The organism is Streptomyces coelicoflavus (genome assembly GCF_003112555.1).
GTDB lineage: Bacteria > Actinomycetota > Actinomycetes > Streptomycetales > Streptomycetaceae > Streptomyces > Streptomyces coelicoflavus.
The window spans coordinates 254,252-273,221 of the sequence record NZ_BEWB01000011.1 but is presented as its reverse complement, the minus strand read 5'-3'; the positions used below and the strand labels follow the sequence as shown (position 1 = coordinate 273,221).

23 protein-coding genes are annotated in these 18,970 nt (G+C 71.6%); 11 read left to right on the top strand and 12 right to left on the bottom strand.

The window, feature by feature from the left end; all coding sequences use genetic code 11:
* The first annotated feature begins 22 nt into the window (after window positions 1-22).
* From Sco07f_RS27150 to Sco07f_RS27140, 3 genes are all read left to right on the top strand, one after another.
* Window positions 23-466 (top strand): helix-turn-helix domain-containing protein, encoded by a 444-nt coding sequence (locus Sco07f_RS27150; protein WP_007388806.1) that lies wholly within the window; start codon window positions 23-25, stop codon window positions 464-466.
* Window positions 467-488: 22 nt separating this feature from the next.
* On the top strand, window positions 489-1,130 hold the full coding sequence (locus tag Sco07f_RS27145; RefSeq protein ID WP_108989455.1) for a hypothetical protein: 642 nt from the start codon (window positions 489-491) through the stop codon (window positions 1,128-1,130).
* Between the two features lie 112 nt (window positions 1,131-1,242).
* Window positions 1,243-1,578: a DUF2516 family protein gene (locus tag Sco07f_RS27140; RefSeq protein ID WP_007388804.1), complete on the top strand. Its 336-nt coding sequence runs from the start codon at window positions 1,243-1,245 to the stop codon at window positions 1,576-1,578.
* Window positions 1,579-1,617: 39 nt separating this feature from the next.
* Here the strand turns inward: Sco07f_RS27140 and Sco07f_RS27135 are convergent, their stop codons facing one another.
* The 3 genes from Sco07f_RS27135 to Sco07f_RS27125 form a co-directional block, all read right to left on the bottom strand.
* Entirely contained in the window at window positions 1,618-3,126 is a 1,509-nt protein-coding gene (locus Sco07f_RS27135; protein ID WP_054101666.1) for a PP2C family protein-serine/threonine phosphatase, read from the bottom strand.
* 271 nt (window positions 3,127-3,397) lie between these two features.
* Window positions 3,398-4,561 (bottom strand): C40 family peptidase, encoded by a 1,164-nt coding sequence (locus Sco07f_RS27130; RefSeq protein ID WP_108989454.1) that lies wholly within the window; start codon window positions 4,559-4,561, stop codon window positions 3,398-3,400.
* A 221-nt stretch (window positions 4,562-4,782) separates the two neighbouring features.
* Window positions 4,783-5,598 (bottom strand): SAM-dependent methyltransferase, encoded by an 816-nt coding sequence (locus tag Sco07f_RS27125; RefSeq protein WP_108989453.1) that lies wholly within the window; start codon window positions 5,596-5,598, stop codon window positions 4,783-4,785.
* 293 nt (window positions 5,599-5,891) lie between these two features.
* On the opposite strand from Sco07f_RS27125, the gene mshA reads away from it, so the two are divergent.
* On the top strand, window positions 5,892-7,265 hold the full coding sequence (gene mshA / locus Sco07f_RS27120) for a D-inositol-3-phosphate glycosyltransferase (protein WP_054101664.1): 1,374 nt from the start codon (window positions 5,892-5,894) through the stop codon (window positions 7,263-7,265).
* Window positions 7,258-7,761 (top strand): type III secretion system chaperone family protein, encoded by a 504-nt coding sequence (locus tag Sco07f_RS27115; RefSeq protein ID WP_007451015.1) that lies wholly within the window; start codon window positions 7,258-7,260, stop codon window positions 7,759-7,761. The genes mshA and Sco07f_RS27115 overlap by 8 nt, the downstream gene beginning before the upstream one ends.
* Before the next feature lie 6 nt (window positions 7,762-7,767).
* On the opposite strand, the gene Sco07f_RS27110 is transcribed toward Sco07f_RS27115, so the two are convergent.
* Window positions 7,768-8,601, bottom strand: a complete 834-nt coding sequence (locus tag Sco07f_RS27110; protein WP_007451039.1) for an AraC family transcriptional regulator — start codon at window positions 8,599-8,601, stop codon at window positions 7,768-7,770.
* A 49-nt stretch (window positions 8,602-8,650) separates the two neighbouring features.
* Between Sco07f_RS27110 and Sco07f_RS27105 the strand changes: the two genes are divergently transcribed.
* On the top strand, window positions 8,651-9,109 hold the full coding sequence (locus Sco07f_RS27105; RefSeq protein WP_108989452.1) for a DUF2000 domain-containing protein: 459 nt from the start codon (window positions 8,651-8,653) through the stop codon (window positions 9,107-9,109).
* Window positions 9,110-9,130: 21 nt separating this feature from the next.
* Here the strand turns inward: Sco07f_RS27105 and Sco07f_RS27100 are convergent, their stop codons facing one another.
* Window positions 9,131-10,426 (bottom strand): MDR family MFS transporter, encoded by a 1,296-nt coding sequence (locus Sco07f_RS27100; protein WP_087790454.1) that lies wholly within the window; start codon window positions 10,424-10,426, stop codon window positions 9,131-9,133.
* A gap of 197 nt (window positions 10,427-10,623) precedes the next feature.
* On the opposite strand from Sco07f_RS27100, the gene Sco07f_RS27095 reads away from it, so the two are divergent.
* Window positions 10,624-11,385: a phosphoglyceromutase gene (locus tag Sco07f_RS27095; protein ID WP_007451013.1), complete on the top strand. Its 762-nt coding sequence runs from the start codon at window positions 10,624-10,626 to the stop codon at window positions 11,383-11,385.
* Window positions 11,386-11,507: 122 nt separating this feature from the next.
* On the opposite strand, the gene Sco07f_RS27090 is transcribed toward Sco07f_RS27095, so the two are convergent.
* Window positions 11,508-12,131 (bottom strand): DUF6000 family protein, encoded by a 624-nt coding sequence (locus Sco07f_RS27090; protein ID WP_108989451.1) that lies wholly within the window; start codon window positions 12,129-12,131, stop codon window positions 11,508-11,510.
* Window positions 12,132-12,293: 162 nt separating this feature from the next.
* Here Sco07f_RS27090 and Sco07f_RS27085 point away from each other — a divergent pair, with 162 nt between their 5' ends.
* Window positions 12,294-12,731 (top strand): DUF4259 domain-containing protein, encoded by a 438-nt coding sequence (locus Sco07f_RS27085; RefSeq protein ID WP_108989450.1) that lies wholly within the window; start codon window positions 12,294-12,296, stop codon window positions 12,729-12,731.
* A gap of 47 nt (window positions 12,732-12,778) precedes the next feature.
* Here Sco07f_RS27085 and Sco07f_RS27080 read toward each other — a convergent pair whose 3' ends face one another.
* Window positions 12,779-13,663, bottom strand: coding sequence for an MOSC domain-containing protein (locus Sco07f_RS27080; RefSeq protein WP_108989449.1), 885 nt, complete (start codon window positions 13,661-13,663; stop codon window positions 12,779-12,781).
* Between the two features lie 168 nt (window positions 13,664-13,831).
* On the opposite strand from Sco07f_RS27080, the gene Sco07f_RS27075 reads away from it, so the two are divergent.
* Both Sco07f_RS27075 and Sco07f_RS27070 read left to right on the top strand, forming a co-directional pair.
* Window positions 13,832-14,023, top strand: a complete 192-nt coding sequence (locus Sco07f_RS27075) for a DUF6381 family protein (protein WP_054101656.1) — start codon at window positions 13,832-13,834, stop codon at window positions 14,021-14,023.
* Between the two features lie 232 nt (window positions 14,024-14,255).
* Window positions 14,256-15,014, top strand: coding sequence for a dienelactone hydrolase family protein (locus Sco07f_RS27070; protein ID WP_108989448.1), 759 nt, complete (start codon window positions 14,256-14,258; stop codon window positions 15,012-15,014).
* Between the two features lie 358 nt (window positions 15,015-15,372).
* Here the strand turns inward: Sco07f_RS27070 and Sco07f_RS27065 are convergent, their stop codons facing one another.
* The 4 genes from Sco07f_RS27065 to Sco07f_RS27050 all read right to left on the bottom strand — a co-directional run bounded on the left by Sco07f_RS27065 (window position 15,373) and on the right by Sco07f_RS27050 (window position 17,010).
* Window positions 15,373-15,594: a hypothetical protein gene (locus Sco07f_RS27065; protein WP_108989447.1), complete on the bottom strand. Its 222-nt coding sequence runs from the start codon at window positions 15,592-15,594 to the stop codon at window positions 15,373-15,375.
* Between the two features lie 92 nt (window positions 15,595-15,686).
* Complete coding sequence (locus tag Sco07f_RS27060; RefSeq protein WP_108989446.1) at window positions 15,687-16,007, bottom strand: transcriptional regulator; 321 nt, start codon at window positions 16,005-16,007, stop codon at window positions 15,687-15,689.
* A complete protein-coding gene (locus Sco07f_RS27055; RefSeq protein WP_087790460.1) occupies window positions 16,004-16,495 on the bottom strand; it encodes a hypothetical protein in 492 nt (163 codons plus the stop codon). Before Sco07f_RS27055 ends, Sco07f_RS27060 begins: the two co-directional genes overlap by 4 nt.
* 119 nt (window positions 16,496-16,614) lie before the next feature.
* On the bottom strand, window positions 16,615-17,010 hold the full coding sequence (locus tag Sco07f_RS27050; protein WP_108989445.1) for a cupin domain-containing protein: 396 nt from the start codon (window positions 17,008-17,010) through the stop codon (window positions 16,615-16,617).
* A gap of 156 nt (window positions 17,011-17,166) precedes the next feature.
* Here Sco07f_RS27050 and Sco07f_RS27045 point away from each other — a divergent pair, with 156 nt between their 5' ends.
* On the top strand, window positions 17,167-18,078 hold the full coding sequence (locus Sco07f_RS27045; protein ID WP_501207502.1) for an SCO4651 family lipoprotein: 912 nt from the start codon (window positions 17,167-17,169) through the stop codon (window positions 18,076-18,078).
* A gap of 11 nt (window positions 18,079-18,089) precedes the next feature.
* Here the strand turns inward: Sco07f_RS27045 and Sco07f_RS27040 are convergent, their stop codons facing one another.
* The gene (locus Sco07f_RS27040; RefSeq protein WP_167468235.1) at window positions 18,090-18,959 is read right to left on the bottom strand and encodes an AraC family transcriptional regulator; all 870 of its coding nucleotides are present in this window, start codon (window positions 18,957-18,959) and stop codon (window positions 18,090-18,092) included.
* Window positions 18,960-18,970: the final 11 nt, after the last annotated feature.

The following is an 18,970-nucleotide window of genomic DNA, read 5'->3' as shown; positions in this document are numbered from 1 at the left end:
CATCCTGCTGCATGGTGGAGGCATGGCATCGCTCAACGTCGGCAATCTCGGTGAGTACCTGCGCGAGCAGCGGCGCAACGCGCAGCTGTCGTTGCGGCAGCTCGCCGATGCCGCGGGCGTTTCCAACCCGTACCTGAGCCAGATCGAGCGCGGGCTGCGCAAGCCGAGCGCGGAGGTGCTCCAGCAGGTCGCCAAGGCGCTGCGGATCTCCGCCGAGACGCTGTACGTCCGGGCGGGGATCCTCGACGCCGAGCGGGACCGGGACGACGTGGAGACGCGTGCGGTCATCCTCGCCGACCCCTCGCTGAACGAGCGGCAGAAGCAGGTGCTGCTCCAGGTGTACGAGTCCTTCCGCAAGGAGAACGGGTTCGGGGCCGACGAGGATGCCGACGCCAGTGCCGATGCGGACGCCGGCGCCGATGCCGTTGTCGACGGGGCTGAATCAGCTAAAAACCCTCAAACATAAGCAATTCCGGAGGACCATCACCATGGCCATCACCGACGACCTGCGCAAGACCTTCAGCGACCCCACCCCGCTCTACTTCGCCGCAGGCACCGCCGACCTCGCCTTCCAGCAGGCCAAGAAGGTGCCGGTGCTGGTGGACCAGCTGCGCGCGGAGGCCCCGGCGCGGATCGACGCCGTACGCAACACCGACCCGAAGGCCGTCCAGGAGAAGGCGACGGCCCGCGTCAAGGAGACCCAGGGCAGCCTCCAGGCCAAGGCCAACGAGCTCTTCGGCAACCTCGACGCCGACTTCAAGAAGCTCGGCGAGACCGCCCAGGACCTGGCGCTGCGTTCCGTCGGCGTCGCCGCCGAGTACGCCGTCAGGGCCCGGGAGACCTACGAGAAGGTCGCCGAGCGCGGCGAGCACGCGGTGCGCACCTGGCGCGGCCAGGCCGCCGACGGCATCGAGGACCTCGCCGAGGACGTGGAGGACTTCGCGGTGGCCGTCGAGCCCGCCAAGCCCGCCCCGGCGAAGCCCACCGCGGCCAAGCCGACGACCGCCAAGTCCGAGCCGGTCCGGGTCACCGAGGACAAGACCGCGACGGCGAAGAAGACGCCCGCCCCGCGCAAGGCCCCGGCGAAGAAGCCCAACACCGCGAAGAAGACGACGCCGCCCGCCAAGTAGTGCGGCACGTCACGAGTGGGGAGCGGCCGGGCACCCTTGGGGTGTCCGGCTCGTTCTGCGGGTACGGTGACCGCGTAATGACGATCCGATTCTGGTGGTGGACGTTGTGCTGATGCAGGGGTTCGCAGGCTTCATGTGGCTGCTGAGCATCGCCCTGATCCTTTTCAGCGGCTTCGCTTTGATCGACGCCGCCACGCGCCGCGAGGACGCCTACCGCGCGGCCGACAAGAAGACCAAGCCGTTCTGGCTGATCATCCTCGGGATCGCCTTCGTGGTGAACCTGATCTTCAACATCCTGTCGTTCCTGCCGATCATCGGTCTCATCGCGACGATCGTGTACATGGTCGACGTACGGCCCGCCCTGCGCGGCATGTCCGGCGGCGGCCGCAACAGCCGCCGCGGCTCCAGCAGCGACGGCCCCTACGGCCCGTACAACGGCGGACGCTGACGGGGCGCCCCGTGCGCGTGGTCACCGGGGCCGGGCGGCTCAGGCCGTCCGGTCGAGCAGGACCACCGCGACGTCGTCGGCCAGCTCGCCGCCGTTGAGTTCGCGGACCTCGCTGACGGCCGCCCGCAGCAGCTCCTCGCCCCGCAGGCCCTCGGCGCGCTGGCGGCGCACCATCTCCACCATGCCGTCCTGGCCGAGCCGCTCCCGGCCCTCGCCGACGTGGCCCTCGATCAGGCCGTCGGTGTAGAGCATCAGGCTCCACTCGGCGCCCAGCTCCACCTGCATCCGCGGCCAGCGGGCGCCCGGCAGCAGCCCCAGCGCCGGGCCGTTGTTGTCGTAGGGGAGCAGACGGGCGGGCACGCCGGGCGCGGCGATCAGCGGGGAGGGGTGCCCGGCCAGGCACAGGCCCGCGCGGCGGCCGTCCGGGGAGATGTCCACGGCGCACAGGGTCGCGAAGATCTCGTCGTCCGAGCGCTCGTGCTCCAGGACCTGCTGGAGCGTGCCCAGCAGCTCGTCGCCGCAGAGCCCGGCCAGGGTCAGTGCCCGCCAGGCGATCCGCAGCTCCACACCGAGCGCCGCCTCGTCCGGGCCGTGCCCGCAGACGTCGCCGATCATGGCGTGCACGGTGCCGTCCGGGGTGCGGACGACGTCGTAGAAGTCGCCGCCGAGCAGCGCGCGCGAGCGGCCCGGCCGGTAGCGGGCGGCGAAGCGCAGCGGGGAGCCGGCGAGCAGCGGGGTCGGCAGCAGGCCGCGCTCCAGACGGCGGTTCTCCTGCGCCCGCACCCGGCCCTCGGCCAGCCGCCGCTCCGCCGAGTCCGACCGCTTGCGCTCGACGGCGTAGCGGATCGCCCGGCTCAGCAGACGGCCGTCCAGCTCGTCGCGGAACAGGTAGTCCTGCGCGCCGACCGCCACGGCCTCGGCGCCGCGCTCGGCGTCGCTGGAGGAGGTCAGCGCGAGCACCGCGTGCCGGGGCGCGAGCTCCAGGACGTGCCGGAGCACGGCCAGCTCGTCGCTCCCCTCACCGGCGCCCTCGCCGTCGCCGGTGCCCTCGCCGCCGGCGCGGGCCGGGGCGGGGGACGACAGGGCGAGGTCCAGCAGGATGCAGTGGACGTCGTCGGTCAGCAGCCGCCCGGCCTCGGTGAGGTTGCGTGCGGTGCGGACGCGGATCGGCTTGCCGGCCTGGTCGAGCAGGTCGGGCACGATCGCCGAGCCGGCCGGGTCGTCCTCGATCAGCAGCACCGTCAGGTTCGTGGGCACGGCGTTCTCGGCCCGGCCGCTCCGCGTGCGGGCGGTGCCGGTGCCAGTGTCCGTGCCGGGGGTGCTGGTGCCGGGGGTGCCGGTGCTGGTGTCCGTGGGCTTCTCGCGCTTCTCCGTGGGGTTCTCCCGGGCGTTCCCCCGGGCGTTCTCCCGCTGCGTGACGGGGTTCTCGGCCGGGCGGGTCCCGGGCGGGGCCTGTTCCGTGGAAGGGCCGCTGTCCGGGGACGCGGCGGGCGCCTGACCACACTCCACGGCCGGGATCGCCCTCTGCCGCGGTACGGGTACGGGCATCGTCTTGGTTTCCTTCCCTCCCCCCGAGGGCATGGCGGGGCGAGGGACCTCGACCCACCGACGGGGACCATAGCGGGTGACGGCACCGCTGCGGAATGGTCCAGAACACGTCGGGCGGCCATCGGCCAGTGTCATATGCCGCGTTATCCCCCGCAGTTGGACACGTCGCCCGGGGACCTGGGATGACGAACGTCACGCGGGGCGGGACGCCGGGCGTGGAGTGGGTCACGTGGCCCGTCTCACGCGTCCGGCGGGCGGCGCATGGCCCGCGTCACCCCTTGGGCGCGGGCGCCTGCTCCGGGGCGGTGTCCGGCCGGACCACACCGAGGATCGGCATGGTGCCCGCGCCCGCGACGGTGATCGAGCGCCCCGGACGCGGGGCGTGCACCATGGAGCCGTCGCCGACGTACATGCCGACGTGGCTGGCGTCGTCGAAGTAGATGATCAGGTCCCCGGGGCGCATGTCCTCGATGTCGACGTGCTTCAGCTGCTTCCACTGCTGCTGCGAGGTGCGCGGTATCGACTGCCCCGCCGACACCCAGGCCTGCGAGGTCAGACCGGAGCAGTCGTAGGACTTCGGGCCCTCGGCGCCCCACTGGTACGGCTTGCCGATCTGGGCGGTGGCGTACTCGACCGCCTTGCGGCCCCGCTCGGTCGCCTCGGTGTCGAGGTCCTCGAGGATGCCGGAGCCGAGCCAGGCGGTCTGGGCCTTGGCCTGCGCCGCCTTCTCCAGCAGGGCGAGGCGCTCCTTCTCCTCCTTCTCCAGCTCGGACTCCAGCTTCTCGGCCGCCGAGATCTGCTTCTCGATCTTCTTCTGGGCCTTGGCCTTGGCCTTGCGGTTCGCCTCCAGCTCCTTGAAGCGGGCGGAGGCGTCCGCCGCGTAGGTCTTCAGGTCCTCCTGGGCACGGGTCAGCTCGCCGAGCAGGCCCTTGGTGGCGCGCTGGCCCTGGATCACCCGGCCGGTGCCGTCGAGGAAGTCCTCGGGGTCGTCGCTCAGGACGAGCTTCGCCCCGTCGGGCAGGCCGCCGGTGCGGTACTGGGAGCGGGCCGCGGCTCCCGCGCGGTCCTTGAGGCCGTCCAGCCTCTCCTGGCCCTTGACGATCTTCTTGGCCAGCTCGACGATCTCGGCGTTCTGCTTCTCGGCCTTCTCCTCGGCGGCGTTGTACTCCTCCGTGGCCGAGGCCGCCGCGCGGTAGAGCCCGTCGAGCTTCTTGCGTACGGCTTCCAGGTCCTTGCCCTTGCCGGGCGTGGCGGCCGGGGCGGCCGGGTCGGCGGCGGCGCCGGGGGTGCTCGGCGACGGTGAGGACGAGGGCGGCGACGGGGGCGGCGACGAAGGGCCCGGGTCCGCGAACGCCGTGCCCGGTGCGGCCAGCACGGTGATCGCGCAGACCACGGTCACGGCAGCGGTCGTCAAGCCACGCTTCCCCGTACGCATACCTCGCCCCCAAACTGATTAACCGTCAGTAACATAGCCCGCTCCGGGGATCGTGCCATGCCGGAGCGAAAAGCGACAGAGGGCGACAGAGGCCGTGCTTTCCTCCTGCTGCCTTCCTGCTTCCCTCCCTCTCCCCTCCCGGCTTCCCTCCCGGTTTCCCGGGTGTGTGACGAACGCCGTGCGGAGATCGTTCCCGCTCGTCCGTCGTCGCCGTCACCGGGTTACGTGCGGGGCGCCAACGCCTCCCACCGCACCGTCACTTCGCCCTGCCGCCACCGCGCCGGCCCGTCCGCCACCGGCCAGTCGGCCGTCAGGTCCCGCACGGCCCGCATCCAGCGCTGCCGGGCGCCGTAGGAGGCGTAGGGCGCCGCGGCGGCCCAGGCCCGGTCGAAGTCGCGCAGGAAGGCGTGCACCGGCTCGCCGGGGACATTGCGGTGGATGAGTGCCTTCGGCAGTCGTTCGGCCAGGTCGGAGGGGAGGCCCAGGGAGCCGAGCCGGGTGGCGAAGGTGACCGTGCGCGGCCCCTCGGGCCCGAGCGCCACCCACACGTGCCGGCGCCCGATCTCGTCGCAGGTGCCCTCGACCAGCAGCCCCCCGCGCGAGTGCTCCGACGCCGGTGCGAGCCGCGCGCACAGCCGCTGCCAGACGGCGGCGACCTCGCCCTCGTCGTACTGGCGCAGCACGTTCGCCGCGCGGATCAGCAGTGGCGGCGCCGGGACCGGGACCTCGAAGCCGCCGTGCCGGAAATCGAGCCCCGCGCGCGCGTACGGCTGGGCCGCCGCCACCCGGGCCGGGTCGATCTCGACGCCCACCACGCGCGTGTGCGGCGCGACCGCGCGCAGGCGCAGCAGCAGTTCGACGGCGGTCCAGGGCGCCGCGCCGTAGCCGAGGTCGACGGCGACGGGATCGCCGGCGCGGCGCAGTTCGGCGCCGTGCACGGCCGCGATCCAGCGGTCCATGCGGCGCAGCCGGTTGGGGTTCGTCGTCCCGCGCGTGACCGTGCCCACGGGGCGGGTGGCGGTGGCGCGGGGAGGCATGCCTACGAGGGTATGCGTCCGGCCGGCCGGCATGCGGCCGCCGGACGGTGGTACCCGCAGCACTGGTACGGGGCTCCAGTCGGCGGGGTCGAGCCCGGGGGCCGGGCTCCGGTCGGCCGGGTCGCCACCGCGTCGGGGGACCCGGTGAGCCGTCGAACGGTTGAGCGATAGGCGGTAATGATTCGGCAAAGGCCGGAAAACCGGAATGGAGCACTGCCCGTCCGGTGTTCCCACCCCTTGGAGGGCACCGCAGGTCCTCCGACCGGCATGCCCGCAGCGAGGAGGAACGGCTCGTGAGCCAGTACGTCAGCAGGCTCGGGCGTCGCTCACCGGCGGCCTCCCCGCGGCTCAGGCTGCTGCGCAAACCGCGCCGCGTCGCCATGCTCTCCGTGCACACCTCACCGCTCCACCAGCCCGGCACCGGCGACGCCGGAGGCATGAACGTCTACATCGTGGAGCTGGCCCAGCGCCTCGCCGCGATCAACATCGAGGTCGAGATCTTCACCCGGTCGACCACCGCCGCCCTCCCGCCCTCCGTCGAACTGGCCCCCGGCGTCCTCGTCCGGCACGTCGACGCGGGCCCGTACGAGGGACTGGCCAAGGAGGAGCTGCCCGCCCAGCTCTGCGCCTTCACCCACGGCGTGATGCAGGCCTGGGCCGGCCACCGCCCCGGCCACTACGACCTCGTGCACTCCCACTACTGGCTCTCCGGCCACGTCGGCTGGCTCGCCGCCCAGCGCTGGGGCGCCCCCCTCGTGCACGCGATGCACACCATGGCCAAGGTCAAGAACGCCAGCCTGGCCGACGGCGACACCCCCGAACCGGCCGCCCGCGTCATCGGCGAGACCCAGATCGTCGCCGCCTCCGACCGCCTGATCGCCAACACGACGGAGGAGGCCGGCCAACTCGTCCGCCACTACTCCGCCGACCCCGCCAAGGTCGCCGTCGTCCACCCCGGCGTGAATCTCGACCGGTTCCGCCCCTTCCCCAAGGGCCGCGTGCCCGGCCCGGGGCAGCACGGCAACGCCCGCGCCGCCGCCCGCGCCCGCCTCGGCCTGCCCCAGGACGCGCTGATCCCGCTCTTTGCCGGCCGCATACAGCCCCTGAAGGCGCCGGACATCCTGCTGCGCGCCGTCGCGGTACTCCTCGACGACCGCCCCGAGCTGCGCTCCCGCATCGTCGTGCCCGTCGTCGGCGGCCCCAGTGGCAGCGGCCTCGCCAAGCCGGAGGGCCTGCAAAAACTCGCCGCACGCCTCGGCATCGCCGACGTCGTACGCTTCCGCCCGCCGGTCGGGCAGGAGCAGCTCGCCGACTGGTTCCGGGCCGCGTCCGTCCTCGTCATGCCCTCCTACAGCGAGTCCTTCGGCCTGGTCGCCATAGAGGCGCAGGCGGCCGGCACCCCGGTCGTCGCCGCCGCGGTCGGCGGCCTCCCGGTCGCCGTGCGCGACGGGCAGACCGGCCGCCTCGTCCAGGGGCACGATCCCGTCGCGTACGCGCGCGTGCTGCGCGACTTCGCCGACAACCCCGAGCTGACGCCCCGCATGGGCGACGCCGCCGCCCGGCACGCCCAGGCCTTCGGCTGGGACAGCGCCGCCGCCGCGACGGCCGAGGTCTACACGGCCGCGATCCAGTCGCACCGCCGTCACGTACGCTCGCACCATGGCTGAGGCACCGGACAAGGCAGCACAGGTCGTCGAGGCGGCGCTGAAGGACGCCGACCTGGAGTGGGAGAGCCCGGAACCCGGCAACTACGTCGTCAAGCTCCCCGGCACCCGCAAGCTCTCGACGACGGTCTCCCTCCTCCTCGGCCGGCACTCCCTCTCCCTCAACGCCTTCGTCATCCGCCACCCCGACGAGAACGAACCGGCCGTCCACCGCTGGCTGCTGGAACGCAACCTCAAGCTCTACGGCATCGGCTACGCCGTCGACCGCCTCGGCGACATCTACGTCACCGCGAAGCTCCCCCTGGCCGCCGTCACCCCCGACGAGATCGACCGCCTCCTCGGCCAGGTCCTCGAGGCCGCCGACGGCGCCTTCAACACCCTGCTGGAGCTGGGCTTCGCGTCCGCCATCCGCAAGGAGCACGCGTGGCGGACCTCGCGCGGCGAGTCGACGCGGAACCTGGACGCCTTCCGGCACCTCATCGAGCGCCCGGGCGACTGACCGGCCTCAGCCCCTTCGCGTGCCGCTCGCCCGGTAGCGCCCCGGCGTGACCCCCACCAGCCGCTTGAAGTGCCGGGTGAGATGGGCCTGGTCGTAGAACCCGGTGGCGCCGGCCACGTCCGCCGGGGCCCGTCCGGCCAGCAGCAGCCGCCGGGCCCGGTCGACCCGGCGGGACATCAGGTACTGGTGCGGCGCGATGCCGTACGCCCCGCTGAACGCCCGTACGAGATGCGCCGGATGCGCGGGCACGAGCGCGGCCGCCTCCTCGAGCCCGATCCCCGCGACGACCCGCTCGTCGAGCAGCTCCCGCAGCCGCCGGGCGAGCGCGGGGTCCCGGCGCACGGGGTCCCGGGGCACGGGGTCTTCGTCGCCGCGGGGACGCAGGTGGGTGCGCAGCCGCTCGCCGATCAGCGTCAGCCGGCTCTCCGCCTCCAGCTCGTCCCCGGGCAGCGCGAGCGCGGCGTGCAGCTGCCCGACCCGCCGCCGCAGCACCGGGTCGCGCAGGTCGGGCGCGTCCACCGCCGGTCCGATCAGCTCGTCGCCGAGCCGGGAGGCGTCCAGGTACAGGACGCGCTTGCGGAAGCCGTCCGGGGTGGCCGGGGAGCCGTTGTGCGGCACGTGCGGCGGGAGCAGCGACACCGTGTCGTGCGGGGTGCCGTGCTCGTGCCGGTCCAGGTCGTACCGTACGGCGCCGTCGTCGACGATGAGCAGCGTCCAGGCGTCGTGGACGTGCATCGGGTAGGCGTACTCGGTGTAGTGGGCGTGGAAGACCTCGACGACGCCGGGGACGCGCGGGCGCCAGGCGGAGACGTTCCGCTGGTCCTTCGATCGGCCGCCCATGCAAAAAACGTACAAGACCGGGCGCGGTACAGGTCGGCAGTCTCACCGTATGAGCACGCACGAAGCAGCCCCCGAAGCGCCCGGAACCGCTGCCCCCGTCCGCTTCGACACCAAGATCGCCGTACTGCTGCGCGGGGACCTGGAGACCTGGCAGCGCCTCAACGTCACGGCCTTCCTGGTCAGCGGCCTGGGCAGCCAGTTCCCCGAGGTGATCGGGGAGCCGTACGAGGACGCCGACGCGGTCGGCTACCTGCCGATGTTCCGCCAGCCGGTCCTGGTCTTCGAGGGCACGAAGGAGACCCTGACGAAGGCCCACGCGCGCGTGCTGTCGCGCGCCCTGCCCCGCGCCCTCTTCACGTCCGACCTCTTCTCCACGGGCAACGACCGCGACAACCGGGCGGCGGTACGGGCCGTGCCGACGGCCGGCCTGGACCTGGTGGGCCTCGCGGTGTACGGCCCGAGGAACGCGGTGGACAAGGTGCTGAAGGGGGCGCGGATGCACCCGTGAGCGGGCGGCGGGGCCACGGCGTCAGACGGCGCCGGCGTCGGCGTCGGCCCGGGGAGCGTCCGGGGCGGGCGCACCGGACGCTTCCCGGGCGACCGGTGTCCCGTCGTCGTCCGGCAGCCCCCGCATGAGCCCCCAGTACCCGGCCGCCGCCACCGTCCCGACGACGGCGCAGACGCCCCACAGCCACTCGGCGCCCCAGTGGTCGATGACGAACCCGGACATCAGCGGGGCGACGAGGGCGGCGACCGCCCAGGACATGGTGTACATGCCCTGATACCGCCCGCGCCCGTGCACGGGGGAGAGGCGGACGACGAGCCCGGTCTGGGTCGGCGCGTTGACGATCTCGGCCAGCGTCCACACGCACACGGTGAGGGCGAAGACCCCGACCGACCCGGCGAAGGCGGTGAGACCGAAGCCGTACCCGGCCAGCAGGGAGGAGCCGATGAGCAGCAGTCGCGGGTCGCGGTGCTGGATGAACCGGGTGACGGGAATCTGAAGGACGACGATCAGCACCCCGTTGACGGCGATCGCCATGCCGAAGTCCGCGGGCGTGAACCCGGCCTCGCCCATGGCGACGGGCAGCCCGACGTAGGCCTGCTGGAAGATCAGGGCGATGAGGAAGGACAGCCCCACGACACCCATGTACCGCCCGTCGCGCAGCACGGTCAGGAGGGAGACGGCGGCTTCCTTGTCATCGGGGCCGCCGGTCCCCGTCGGCCCGGACGGCCGGGACTCGGGCAGCTTCACGAAGACGAGGACGGCGCACACCAGCGTCATCCCGGCCTCGATCATGAACCCGGCGAGATAGCTGACCTCGGCGATGAACCCGGCCGCCATGGAGGAGATCGCGAAGCCGAGGTTGATCGCCCAGTAGTTGAGCGAGAACGCCCGGACCCGGTCCTCGGGCCGCACGATGTCCGCCATCATCGCCTGCACGGCCGGCCGGGAGGCGTTGCTCGCCATGCCGACGAGGAAGGCGACGGCGGCGATGGCCACCGGGTCCCGCATGAAGCCGAGCAGCGCGACCGACAGCGCGGTGGAGGTCTGCGCGACGAGCAGCGTCGGCCGCCGCCCGAACCGGTCGGTCATCACCCCGGCACCCAGCGAGGACACCACCCCGCCGAGCCCGTGCAGGGCGGCGACCAGACCGGCGTACGAGGCGGAGTAGCCGCGGTCGATGGTCAGGTACAGCGCCATGAAGGTGGCGACGAAGGCACCGAGCCGGTTGACCAGGGTGCTGGTCCACAGCCACCAGAACTCGCGCGGGAGCCCGGAGACGGTCTCGCGTGCGGCACGCCTGAGTCCGGCGACTGACATGGGTCCCCCGAGATGATGTAAGCGGCTGATGCGGTAAGCACAACTTACGAACCCGTGAGGCGGCGGGCCACTCGATTAACACTTCCCGTCAACCGTCCGCCCACTGTCCGCCCGCCGCCCGCCGCCCGCCGTCCGCCCGCCGTCCGCCCACCGGGCGCCTGCGCGGGGGATCGGGCCGTTGGATTACGCTCGGTCGTATGGCCGACGCACCGTACAAGCTGATCCTCCTCCGCCACGGCGAGAGCGAGTGGAACGAGAAGAACCTGTTCACCGGCTGGGTGGACGTCAACCTCACCCCGAAGGGCGAGAAGGAGGCGACGCGCGGCGGCGAGCTGCTCAAGGACGCCGGCCTGCTGCCCGACGTGGTCCACACGTCCGTCCAGAAGCGCGCGATCCGCACGGCCCAGCTCGCGCTGGAGGCCGCCGACCGCCACTGGATCCCTGTCAACCGCCACTGGCGCCTCAACGAGCGCCACTACGGCGCCCTCCAGGGCAAGGACAAGGCCCAGACCCTCGCGGAGTTCGGCGAGGAGCAGTTCATGCTGTGGCGCCGCTCCTACGACACCCCGCCGCCCGCGCTGGACCGCGACGCCGAGTACTCCCAGTTCTCCGACCCGCGCTACGCGATGCTCCCGCCGGAGCTGCGCCCGCAGACGGAGTGCCTGAAGGACGTCGTCGGCCGCATGCTGCCGTACTGGTTCGACAGCATCGTCCCCGACCTCCTCACCGGCCGCACGGTCCTCGTCGCCGCCCACGGCAACTCCCTCCGCGCCCTCGTCAAGCACCTCGACGGCGTCTCCGACGCGGACATCGCGGGCCTGAACATCCCGACGGGCATCCCGCTGTCCTACGAACTCGACGCCGAGTTCAAGCCCCTGAACCCCGGCGGCACGTACCTCGACCCGGACGCGGCCGCGGCGGCGATCGAGGCCGTGAAGAACCAGGGCAAGAAGAAGTAAGCGGTACTGATCAAGCCCCCTGCCTGCGGATTGTCCGTGGGCAGGGGGCTTGAGGCTTGTTCAGCTCCGTCAGGGGATGTCCGCAGCGGGACTCCGACGCCGCTCCGTCGCAGGTCAGGGGTTCATGTCAGCCTGTCAGGGCAGTGCTTGGCAGCTACGTCCGCGCAAGCGAGGAGCTGGCCGATGAATTCCCGGTAGGTGTCGGGGGCGTCGCGGTCCTTGCCGGGCGGCCCGTCGATCCACTGCTGCCAGAGCCCGTCGGGGGTGAGGAACCGGGCCGCGTGGTCGGCACCGAGCTTGGCATCGAGCAGCAAGAGCGCACCGAGGGCGGCCGTCTGGTCGTAGTAGAGATCAGCGCGAGGCAGGTAGCGGTCGAGGTAGGCCTCCAGGATGTCGGCGTCGGCAGAGGTGCCGAAGGAGGCCAGGCAGACACAGTAGGCCTGGCCCACGAAGGGCCCTCGACTGGCGAGCAGAAGCCCGCCGAGACGTTCCCGGAACTCGGTTCTGCCGGCCACGGCGATGAGCCAGGCCGCCGCCGTGCACTCGCGCCATCCTCGGTCAAGCAGCGCATCCAGCTCACGAGGACTGATCTCGCCCGCAGCCCTGCCCAGCTTCCGCAGGAACGTGTCCCGATCGCGCTCACTCATACCGAGGAGGGCGCCGCCGAGCTTGAGATATCTACGGCCGGGCGTGACATAGCGGCGGATCAGCCTGAGCTGTTCGTGTTCCTCATCGGTGCGGTGCATGCCAGCATCCTCGGGTTGACGAAGCCCTCAGACCAGCAATCCGGCCAACCGAAGGCGTCGGCTGTGGGCGCCCATCCGTCTCCTTCACCCTCGTACATGCTCGTTGTATCGGTGTCAGTGGCCAGTGCGAAGATCCCGGTCAACCAACTGAGTGGGGGAGCCATGGGCACATGGGACATCCATCCGTTCGACAACGACACAGCCGCGGACTTCGCGAACGATCTGGACGACGCCGACATGCTGGAGCGTGAAGCCCTCATCCGCAGGGTTCTTGTGCGCGCTGCCGACAGCAAGGACTACCTGGAGGCCCCGGAAGCCGAGGAAGCAGTTGCGGCTGCTGCCCTGGTGGTTGCCCAATGCTCAGATACTGGGCCTGCCAATACTCCGTACGGCCCCGAAGAGCCGATTCCGACCCTGTCCGCGGACCTCAGGTCGTTGGCCGTCGAGGCCTTGGACCGGGTCGTCGCAGACGAATCCGAGCTCTCAGAGCTTTGGGAGGGGTCCGAGGGAGGCAGAGCCTGGAAACGAAGCATTGGCCAGTTGCGCCAGGTACTCGATCCGGCGCCTCAGGCACAAGGGGATGCGCTGTTCGCGATCTGAGCCGCGCCCGTCAAGGTACTGGTCCCGGGCCGTCTCCGGGCGGGAACCTACAGTTCGGCGTCGCCCCACTCCCGGACGACAACCTCGTCGCCGACCGACAGCTTTCCCGGCGTGATCACGGAGAACTTGGCGCCGAACACCACGCCGCCGCTTGCCGCCCGCCGGTAGCTCGCGAGTGTGCGCAGGGGCTCCGGCCCCCGCCTTGCTCCGGCCTCCTGCTCGACCAGGGTGACGGCACAGCGCACCGCGAGTTTGGCGTACCCCAATTCGGCACCGCCGATGGAGATGCGGCGTGCGCGGTCCTCGGCGTGCGGCAGGGCTGCCCGGTCGCTGCCGCTGTCGTTGTCGTGACCCTCGTGGCTGTCGACGACGATGTTCGGGCGGAAGCGGTTCATCGGCAGGATCGGGGCACCGCGCTCAGCCATCCGCTGGTTGAGAAGGGTGAGGGAGGCGCGGGACAGCAGGTGCACCGCACTGCTGTCGGCATAGCCGGACGGGCCAGAGGTCAGGCCGTCGGCGATGCGGTCGTGCTCCGGCGGGACGCGGACCAGACGGCTGGGGGTGCCGAGGAACTCCGACAGCCAGGCGGCGGCTTCGTCACCCTGGTCGATCCCCTGGTAAGCGGTGCCGAACAGATCGACGTCGCGGCGCGGCGCGGACGTCGTCACGTCGAGGCACAGCGTGCCGAAGCGGCCCGTGCCGTCGGCCCCGCAGGCCGCGTCAAGCGTGAGCCGGGTGCCGTCGGTGCTGATGGCCGGACGGACCAGGGCGAGGCGGGGATGCCGGCGTTGCGTGCGGAAGGTCCCGTCCTCGCCGATGACCATGAAGCTGCGGTCGTGGGCGAGGCCCGCCGGCGTCAGGAGCGCATCGTTCGACGACGTGCCCGCACACCCCTTGACGGGATAGCAGATCAGATCCACGACGTAGGCCATGCGTCGCCCCTTCGGTCGGTGACCACAGTAGAACGTACGCCGTTACGAGGTGACGTCATCAGCCCTGCGGTACTCAGCACGGGCCGGGTAACGCTCCGGGTGCGAAGGGTAGCCGTGTGTGATTCGCTGGTATGCGCAACCGCCGCTCACGATGCGAGGACGGATCCCATGAGTGAAAGCGGAGAAACGCGCGCCCGACTCCAGCAGATGCGCGACAAGGCCCAGGAGTTGCAGGCCGCCTCGGAGCGGGCCGGCGACCCGGAAGAGCGGAAGCGGCTCCGGGATAAGGCCCGAAGGCTGCAGAGTCAGAGTGAAGAGGAAAGCATGGAGCGGGGCGGGGACATCTATCCCCCGGCGTGAGGCCGCGACGGCACCAGCGTGCACGTCGAGAACAGGCGGCCCAGTAGCCCACCGGACGTCGTAGGGCCCGACCCCTGCGGCGTCCGGTGGGCTATGTTCTGGAGTCATGACTACCGGGACGGCTTCGCGCCACACACGGATTGGTGACCCGGTGCTCCTCTGAGCGCCGCGCGGGCTCCGCCTCCGTCGTGTTGATCACAGGCTCGACACATCAACCACGACAGGAGAGTTCATGCCCATCAAGACGTTGCAGATTCCGACCGCGGACGGACGGGCCGACGCGTTCGCCGCCTTCCCCGGCGACGGGGAGCGGTACCCGGGCGTGCTGATGTACGCGGACGGCTTCGGGATCCGGCCCGTGCTGCGGGAGATGGCCCGCGAACTGGCCGGGCACGGGTACTACGTACTCGTGCCCAACTACTTCTACCGGCACGGCCCGGCGCCGGTCGTCGAGCTTCCCGAGTACATCGGGGAAGAGGCCCGGGGTGCGGTCTTCGCCCAGGTGATGCCCTTGATCGAGGCGCACACCGCGGAACGGGTCCTGCGCGACGCCGACGCCTTTCTCACGTTCCTCGCCGCTCAGCCCGAGGTCGGTCCCGGACCGGTCGCGGTGACCGGCTACTGCATCGGCGGCCTCCTGGCGACGCGCACCGCGGTGGCCCACCCGGACCAGGTGGCCGCCCTCGCCGCATTCCACGCTCCCGTGGGAGCCGACGGGCCCGACAGCCTCGCCAGACTGGCCGCCGAGGTCCACTTCGGCCACGCCGAGAGCGACTTGACGCCCGATGACCTCGGCGAACTCAACCAGGGCCTGGACGCGGCGGGTGTCGGCTACACCTCCGAGATCTATTCCGGCACCGTCCACGGCTTCACCATGTCCGACGCCGACGCCTTCGACGCCGCCGCGCTGCGGCGTCACTGGGACCGCCTGCTGCCCCTTCTCGGCCGCACCCTGGATCGTGGTGGGGAACTCGGTCGCTGGCGTCGTTGACGGGTGCGCGGTCGGCGCTGGCAGGTCATCCGCTGGCCATCGACGAAGCCCGGCCGTCGGTTGGGTCCCGGACGATTCTCCGGGCCGCCCCCGGACAGGCCGGGGATGCAACCATTCCTTACAGAGCTGGAACCCCCGGAAGCCGACCGCGCACTCGAAAGCCTAAAGGCCGGCACTGACAACGGGCGGGTGGCACGGGGCCGTTCAGCGGTGCTGCGTACGGTGGCGGACGCGCCGGGGGAGGGGGAGTGGGTGATGACGACCTGCTTCGTACCGATCGTGGCGTGGGGGCGCCTCTACTCGAGCCGACGCGGGCTGGAGAGGCAAGGTTGCGTGCCCTCGTTGGCGCGGTGCCCCTTCAGGAGCGATCAGCGGCCCATCGTTTGATGACCGTTGTCGGAGACTCCGGGGCCGCCCACACCTGGAGGCGGATCTGCTCCGTGGTCTCCGGGCTCCGGTCCGAGTCGACGTCGGCCCGGGCGGCCCTCCATGCCTCGATCAGATCCCCGTCCCCCTCCGCATCGCACACGTGTATCTGGAAGTAGTCGGCGAAGAGGGTCAGCTCTGTCGATGTCGTCATGGCGGCACAGTGCCACGCGGTACGGACAGCCGGATGCGCGGCAGCGGTGGGGGCGCCGTCATCGGGGGATTCTGGCGTCCCGGTCTCGTCGGTCAGGGAGCCGGGTCGGACGGACCCACGATGGCGCGCAGGGCCGCGAGGTGGCCCTGGTACGCGGCCCGGCCCTGCTTGGTCAGGCGGAGCCACACGCGCCGGCGGGTGTCTCGGACGGCCTTGCGTTGTTCGACGTGGCCGGCGTCCATCAGGACGGTGACGTGCTTGCTCAACGCGGAGGCGGAGAGGCCGAGTTCTTTCTGGACCAGGCTGAACTCCGCCTCCCCCGCTGCCTCGAGCAGGGCGCAGATGCGCAGTCGGTGCGGGGCGTGGATGGTGGTGTCGAAGCCGGCCAGAGGGTCGCGGGGCTCGGCGCTCACGCGGTCCTCCGGTGCAGGCGTACGAAGGTGAGGTGGAAGCCGACGGACACGGCCGCGCCCAGCAAGGAGGCCGCGATCAGCCACACCGGTCGGCCCGTGGCACGGAAGACGAGCGGTCCCCCGACCAGCAGCAGGGGCAGGCCGACCATGAGCGGCAGGGTCGCCCGCTTCGGCAGTACGTCCATCCGCAGTGCCACGCCGGTCTTGTCGCGCCAGGCCTTCGCCGCGACCGCGAAGAGTGCCGCGTAGAGCGCGGTGATCGCCAGCATGGCGGCCATCCAGGCGGGGCGCGGCAGCAGCCAGTCACGGTCGGCCGTGATGCCTCCGAGGGTGATCGGGAGGACGGCGACGTAGAGCGTCAGCGTGATGAAGAACCAGGTCGGCCATGGTGTGGCCGTCAGCGCCGCCGCCGAGACCCGGACCCGCTCGGTGTCGGTCAGAGCGGCCCGGGCCTGCTCCGGCGTCAGCGGTACCCCGTTAGTTTCCATACTGGAAAGAGTAGCAGTCTGTTTCCTATGTGGAAAGTGTTGAGTTTCCGGAGTGGCAAGTGCTGTTCTGGGTCGGCATGTCGGCCATCCAGCAGGTGAGTTCGGTCCCTCCGGGCTGCTCAGTCCCTGGCGGGCGGCGCCCCGTAGGCGTCCCGGTCGACCGCGTAGCCGGGCAGGGACGGCCACCGCACCGTCAGGACCACGGACTCCTCCTCCGCGTACCAGGAGTGGTCGACGCCCCTGCCCCACACGACGTAGTCGCCCTGTTCGGCCAGGACGACGCTGCGGCCGGGCAGTTCCACGCGGAAGCGGCCGCTGATGAGGACCTGGAGGGCGGTGCGTTCCTCACCGGTGACCCAGTGGGCGCGCTCGTCCCCCTTCGGGTGGACGCCCCACTTGATCTCCACGTCCTCACTGTGCCGGGGGTCTGAGGCGCCCTTGAAGTGCCCCAGCAGCCACCCCCGGTCCAGTGCCGCGTCCTTGCCCGCGTTGCCCACGTACACGCTGTCCGTCATGGCTCCGGAAGCTAGCAGCCGACTGCGCGGGGCTCGGGTCGGGCTCACGCGGCTCCGTGGATCAAGCGGCGTGCACCGGGATACGCTCACGGCGCGGCACGGTCGGCCGCTCTGATTCCGGGGGGGGGAATCGTGGGGAATTCACCGCGTGGCCGGATACCGCGCAGGGCGACGGGTGCGGCGTTCGCCGTCGTGCTGCTCGCCGGAGGAACGGCTGCCTGCGGGGAGGGGGTGGCGAGTGACTCGGCGTCCGCGAGGGAGAGTTCACCCGCCGTGACACCCGTGCAGGCCGTGGCGAAGGCGGTGGCGGGCTCCGAGCGCATCACGTCGCTGCGCTACCGGGTCACCGGCTCCGTGCCGGAGTGGGGCCGGGTGAAGGCCGAGGCGTCCATGCACACGGCGCCGATGACCATGGGGATGAAGCTGACCGCCACCGGCAGGTACGGAGGCGGCCCGTTGGAGATCCGGTTCGTCGACGGGGCGATGTACGTCCACGGAGACGCCGCCGACTCCGGGATGCTGAAGGGCGCGAGCTGGTTCAGCGCCGAGCCGGCCGCGTGGGGACGCGACCTGTTCGACAACAATTCGTACGGCGTGCTGCCGTGTCAGCTCGAAGGCAACCCGGTCGTGCAGTCGGCGATGCTGATCGCCTCCAAGGACGTGCGGCGCGTCGGGGCCGAGACGGTCGAGGGCGTCCCGGCCACGCACTACAGAGGAACGGTCACCAGCGACGGCCTGCATGCCGCCCGCGACGCCGCCCCCGACAAGGCGGCCCGCGAGCGCCGGATCGACAGTCTCGCCCAGTTCTCGGCCATGCGCCTCGACGGCACCCTCACCATGGACCTGTGGGTCGGCGACGACAACCGCACCAAGCGGTTCCGGATGCGCAGCGACACGTACACGTCGAAGGGCGGTACCGCCGACCAGCCGCTCGAGATCATCGACGGCGAACCCCTCGACATGACCGTCACCTTCCTCGACGTCAACGAACCGGTGACCGTCGAGGCGCCGCCCGCCGACGACACCGCCGACCTCGGTGAACTGGCGGACGAGCTGCGGACGGACTGAGCGCCCCGCCCTCAGGCCGGTTCCACCGGCAGCCACAGTTCCGTCGTCGCCGTCGTGAAGTCCTCCGCCCGGTCCAGGACGGTGACGATCGACGGGCCGGGGCGCAGGCGCCAGGGGTTCGAGGGGAACCACTCCGACGCCGTGGCCGCCCAGGTGGTCTGGAGGGCGTCCGGGTAGGGGCCCGAGCTGCGGAAGACCGCCCACGTGCCGGCCGGTACCTCGATGGCGTCGAGGTCGTCGGGGGCCGGGGTGGACCCGGAGACCGCGACGCCGTGGAGGTAGGTCAACTCCGTGCCCTCCGGACTGTCCTGGGCCACGTCGTCGGTGACCTGGAGCAGGCCCGCCGGGTCCGTGTCGCCGAGGGACTTCAGGCGGGCGTGGGCCTCCGGGGGGAGGGCGGCGACGTGCTGCTGGATGTGCGGGTTGACGCCCTCGTGGATGAGGGGGACGCGGGTCGCGTGGCCGATCAGGCGGAACGCGGGGCGGTCGGTGAAACGGGTGTCCATGGTGGTGCTCCCTTCGACGGTCAGGCGGAACCTGAGCTGCGGCTGTGTCCGAAGGGGGCCGCCGTCGCGGCGGACGTCGCGCGGGACGGAGCCGTGGACCGACCGGAACGCGCGTCCGAACGCCTCCGTCGAGCCGTAGCCGTACCGGACGGCGACGGTCAGCAGATCGTCCTCGCCCCGTACGACGTCGGCGGCGGCCACCGTCATGCGGCGCCGCCGGACGTACTCGGACAACGGCATGCCCGCCAGCGACGAGAACATCCGGCGCAGGTGGTACTCGGTCGTGCCGAGCCTCGCGGCCAGTGCGGGAACGTCCGGTTCCTCGCCGAGGTGCTCCTCGACCAGGTCGACCAGGTGGTTCAACGCGGAGATCATGCGGCCTCCCT

What these genes read in the sequence shown, in the direction of transcription:
- Sco07f_RS27095 (WP_007451013.1), top strand. Translation starts at nt 10,624, where the DNA reads ATGGCCGACGCACCGTACAAGCTGATCCTCCTCCGCCACGGCGAGAGC.
- Sco07f_RS27150 (WP_007388806.1), top strand. Translation starts at nt 23, where the DNA reads ATGGCATCGCTCAACGTCGGCAATCTCGGTGAGTACCTGCGCGAGCAG.
- Sco07f_RS27140 (WP_007388804.1), top strand. Translation starts at nt 1,243, where the DNA reads ATGCAGGGGTTCGCAGGCTTCATGTGGCTGCTGAGCATCGCCCTGATC.
- Sco07f_RS27105 (WP_108989452.1), top strand. Translation starts at nt 8,651, where the DNA reads ATGAGCACGCACGAAGCAGCCCCCGAAGCGCCCGGAACCGCTGCCCCC.
- Sco07f_RS27090 (WP_108989451.1), bottom strand. Translation starts at nt 12,131, where the DNA reads ATGCACCGCACCGATGAGGAACACGAACAGCTCAGGCTGATCCGCCGC.
- Sco07f_RS27100 (WP_087790454.1), bottom strand. Translation starts at nt 10,426, where the DNA reads ATGTCAGTCGCCGGACTCAGGCGTGCCGCACGCGAGACCGTCTCCGGG.
- Sco07f_RS27075 (WP_054101656.1), top strand. Translation starts at nt 13,832, where the DNA reads ATGAGTGAAAGCGGAGAAACGCGCGCCCGACTCCAGCAGATGCGCGAC.
- Sco07f_RS27065 (WP_108989447.1), bottom strand. Translation starts at nt 15,594, where the DNA reads ATGACGACATCGACAGAGCTGACCCTCTTCGCCGACTACTTCCAGATA.
- Sco07f_RS27110 (WP_007451039.1), bottom strand. Translation starts at nt 8,601, where the DNA reads ATGGGCGGCCGATCGAAGGACCAGCGGAACGTCTCCGCCTGGCGCCCG.
- Sco07f_RS27115 (WP_007451015.1), top strand. Translation starts at nt 7,258, where the DNA reads ATGGCTGAGGCACCGGACAAGGCAGCACAGGTCGTCGAGGCGGCGCTG.
- Sco07f_RS27125 (WP_108989453.1), bottom strand. Translation starts at nt 5,598, where the DNA reads ATGCCTCCCCGCGCCACCGCCACCCGCCCCGTGGGCACGGTCACGCGC.
- Sco07f_RS27135 (WP_054101666.1), bottom strand. Translation starts at nt 3,126, where the DNA reads ATGCCCGTACCCGTACCGCGGCAGAGGGCGATCCCGGCCGTGGAGTGT.
- Sco07f_RS27050 (WP_108989445.1), bottom strand. Translation starts at nt 17,010, where the DNA reads ATGACGGACAGCGTGTACGTGGGCAACGCGGGCAAGGACGCGGCACTG.
- Sco07f_RS27130 (WP_108989454.1), bottom strand. Translation starts at nt 4,561, where the DNA reads ATGCGTACGGGGAAGCGTGGCTTGACGACCGCTGCCGTGACCGTGGTC.
- Sco07f_RS27055 (WP_087790460.1), bottom strand. Translation starts at nt 16,495, where the DNA reads ATGGAAACTAACGGGGTACCGCTGACGCCGGAGCAGGCCCGGGCCGCT.
- Sco07f_RS27080 (WP_108989449.1), bottom strand. Translation starts at nt 13,663, where the DNA reads ATGGCCTACGTCGTGGATCTGATCTGCTATCCCGTCAAGGGGTGTGCG.
- Sco07f_RS27145 (WP_108989455.1), top strand. Translation starts at nt 489, where the DNA reads ATGGCCATCACCGACGACCTGCGCAAGACCTTCAGCGACCCCACCCCG.
- Sco07f_RS27040 (WP_167468235.1), bottom strand. Translation starts at nt 18,959, where the DNA reads ATGATCTCCGCGTTGAACCACCTGGTCGACCTGGTCGAGGAGCACCTC.
- Sco07f_RS27070 (WP_108989448.1), top strand. Translation starts at nt 14,256, where the DNA reads ATGCCCATCAAGACGTTGCAGATTCCGACCGCGGACGGACGGGCCGAC.
- Sco07f_RS27085 (WP_108989450.1), top strand. Translation starts at nt 12,294, where the DNA reads ATGGGCACATGGGACATCCATCCGTTCGACAACGACACAGCCGCGGAC.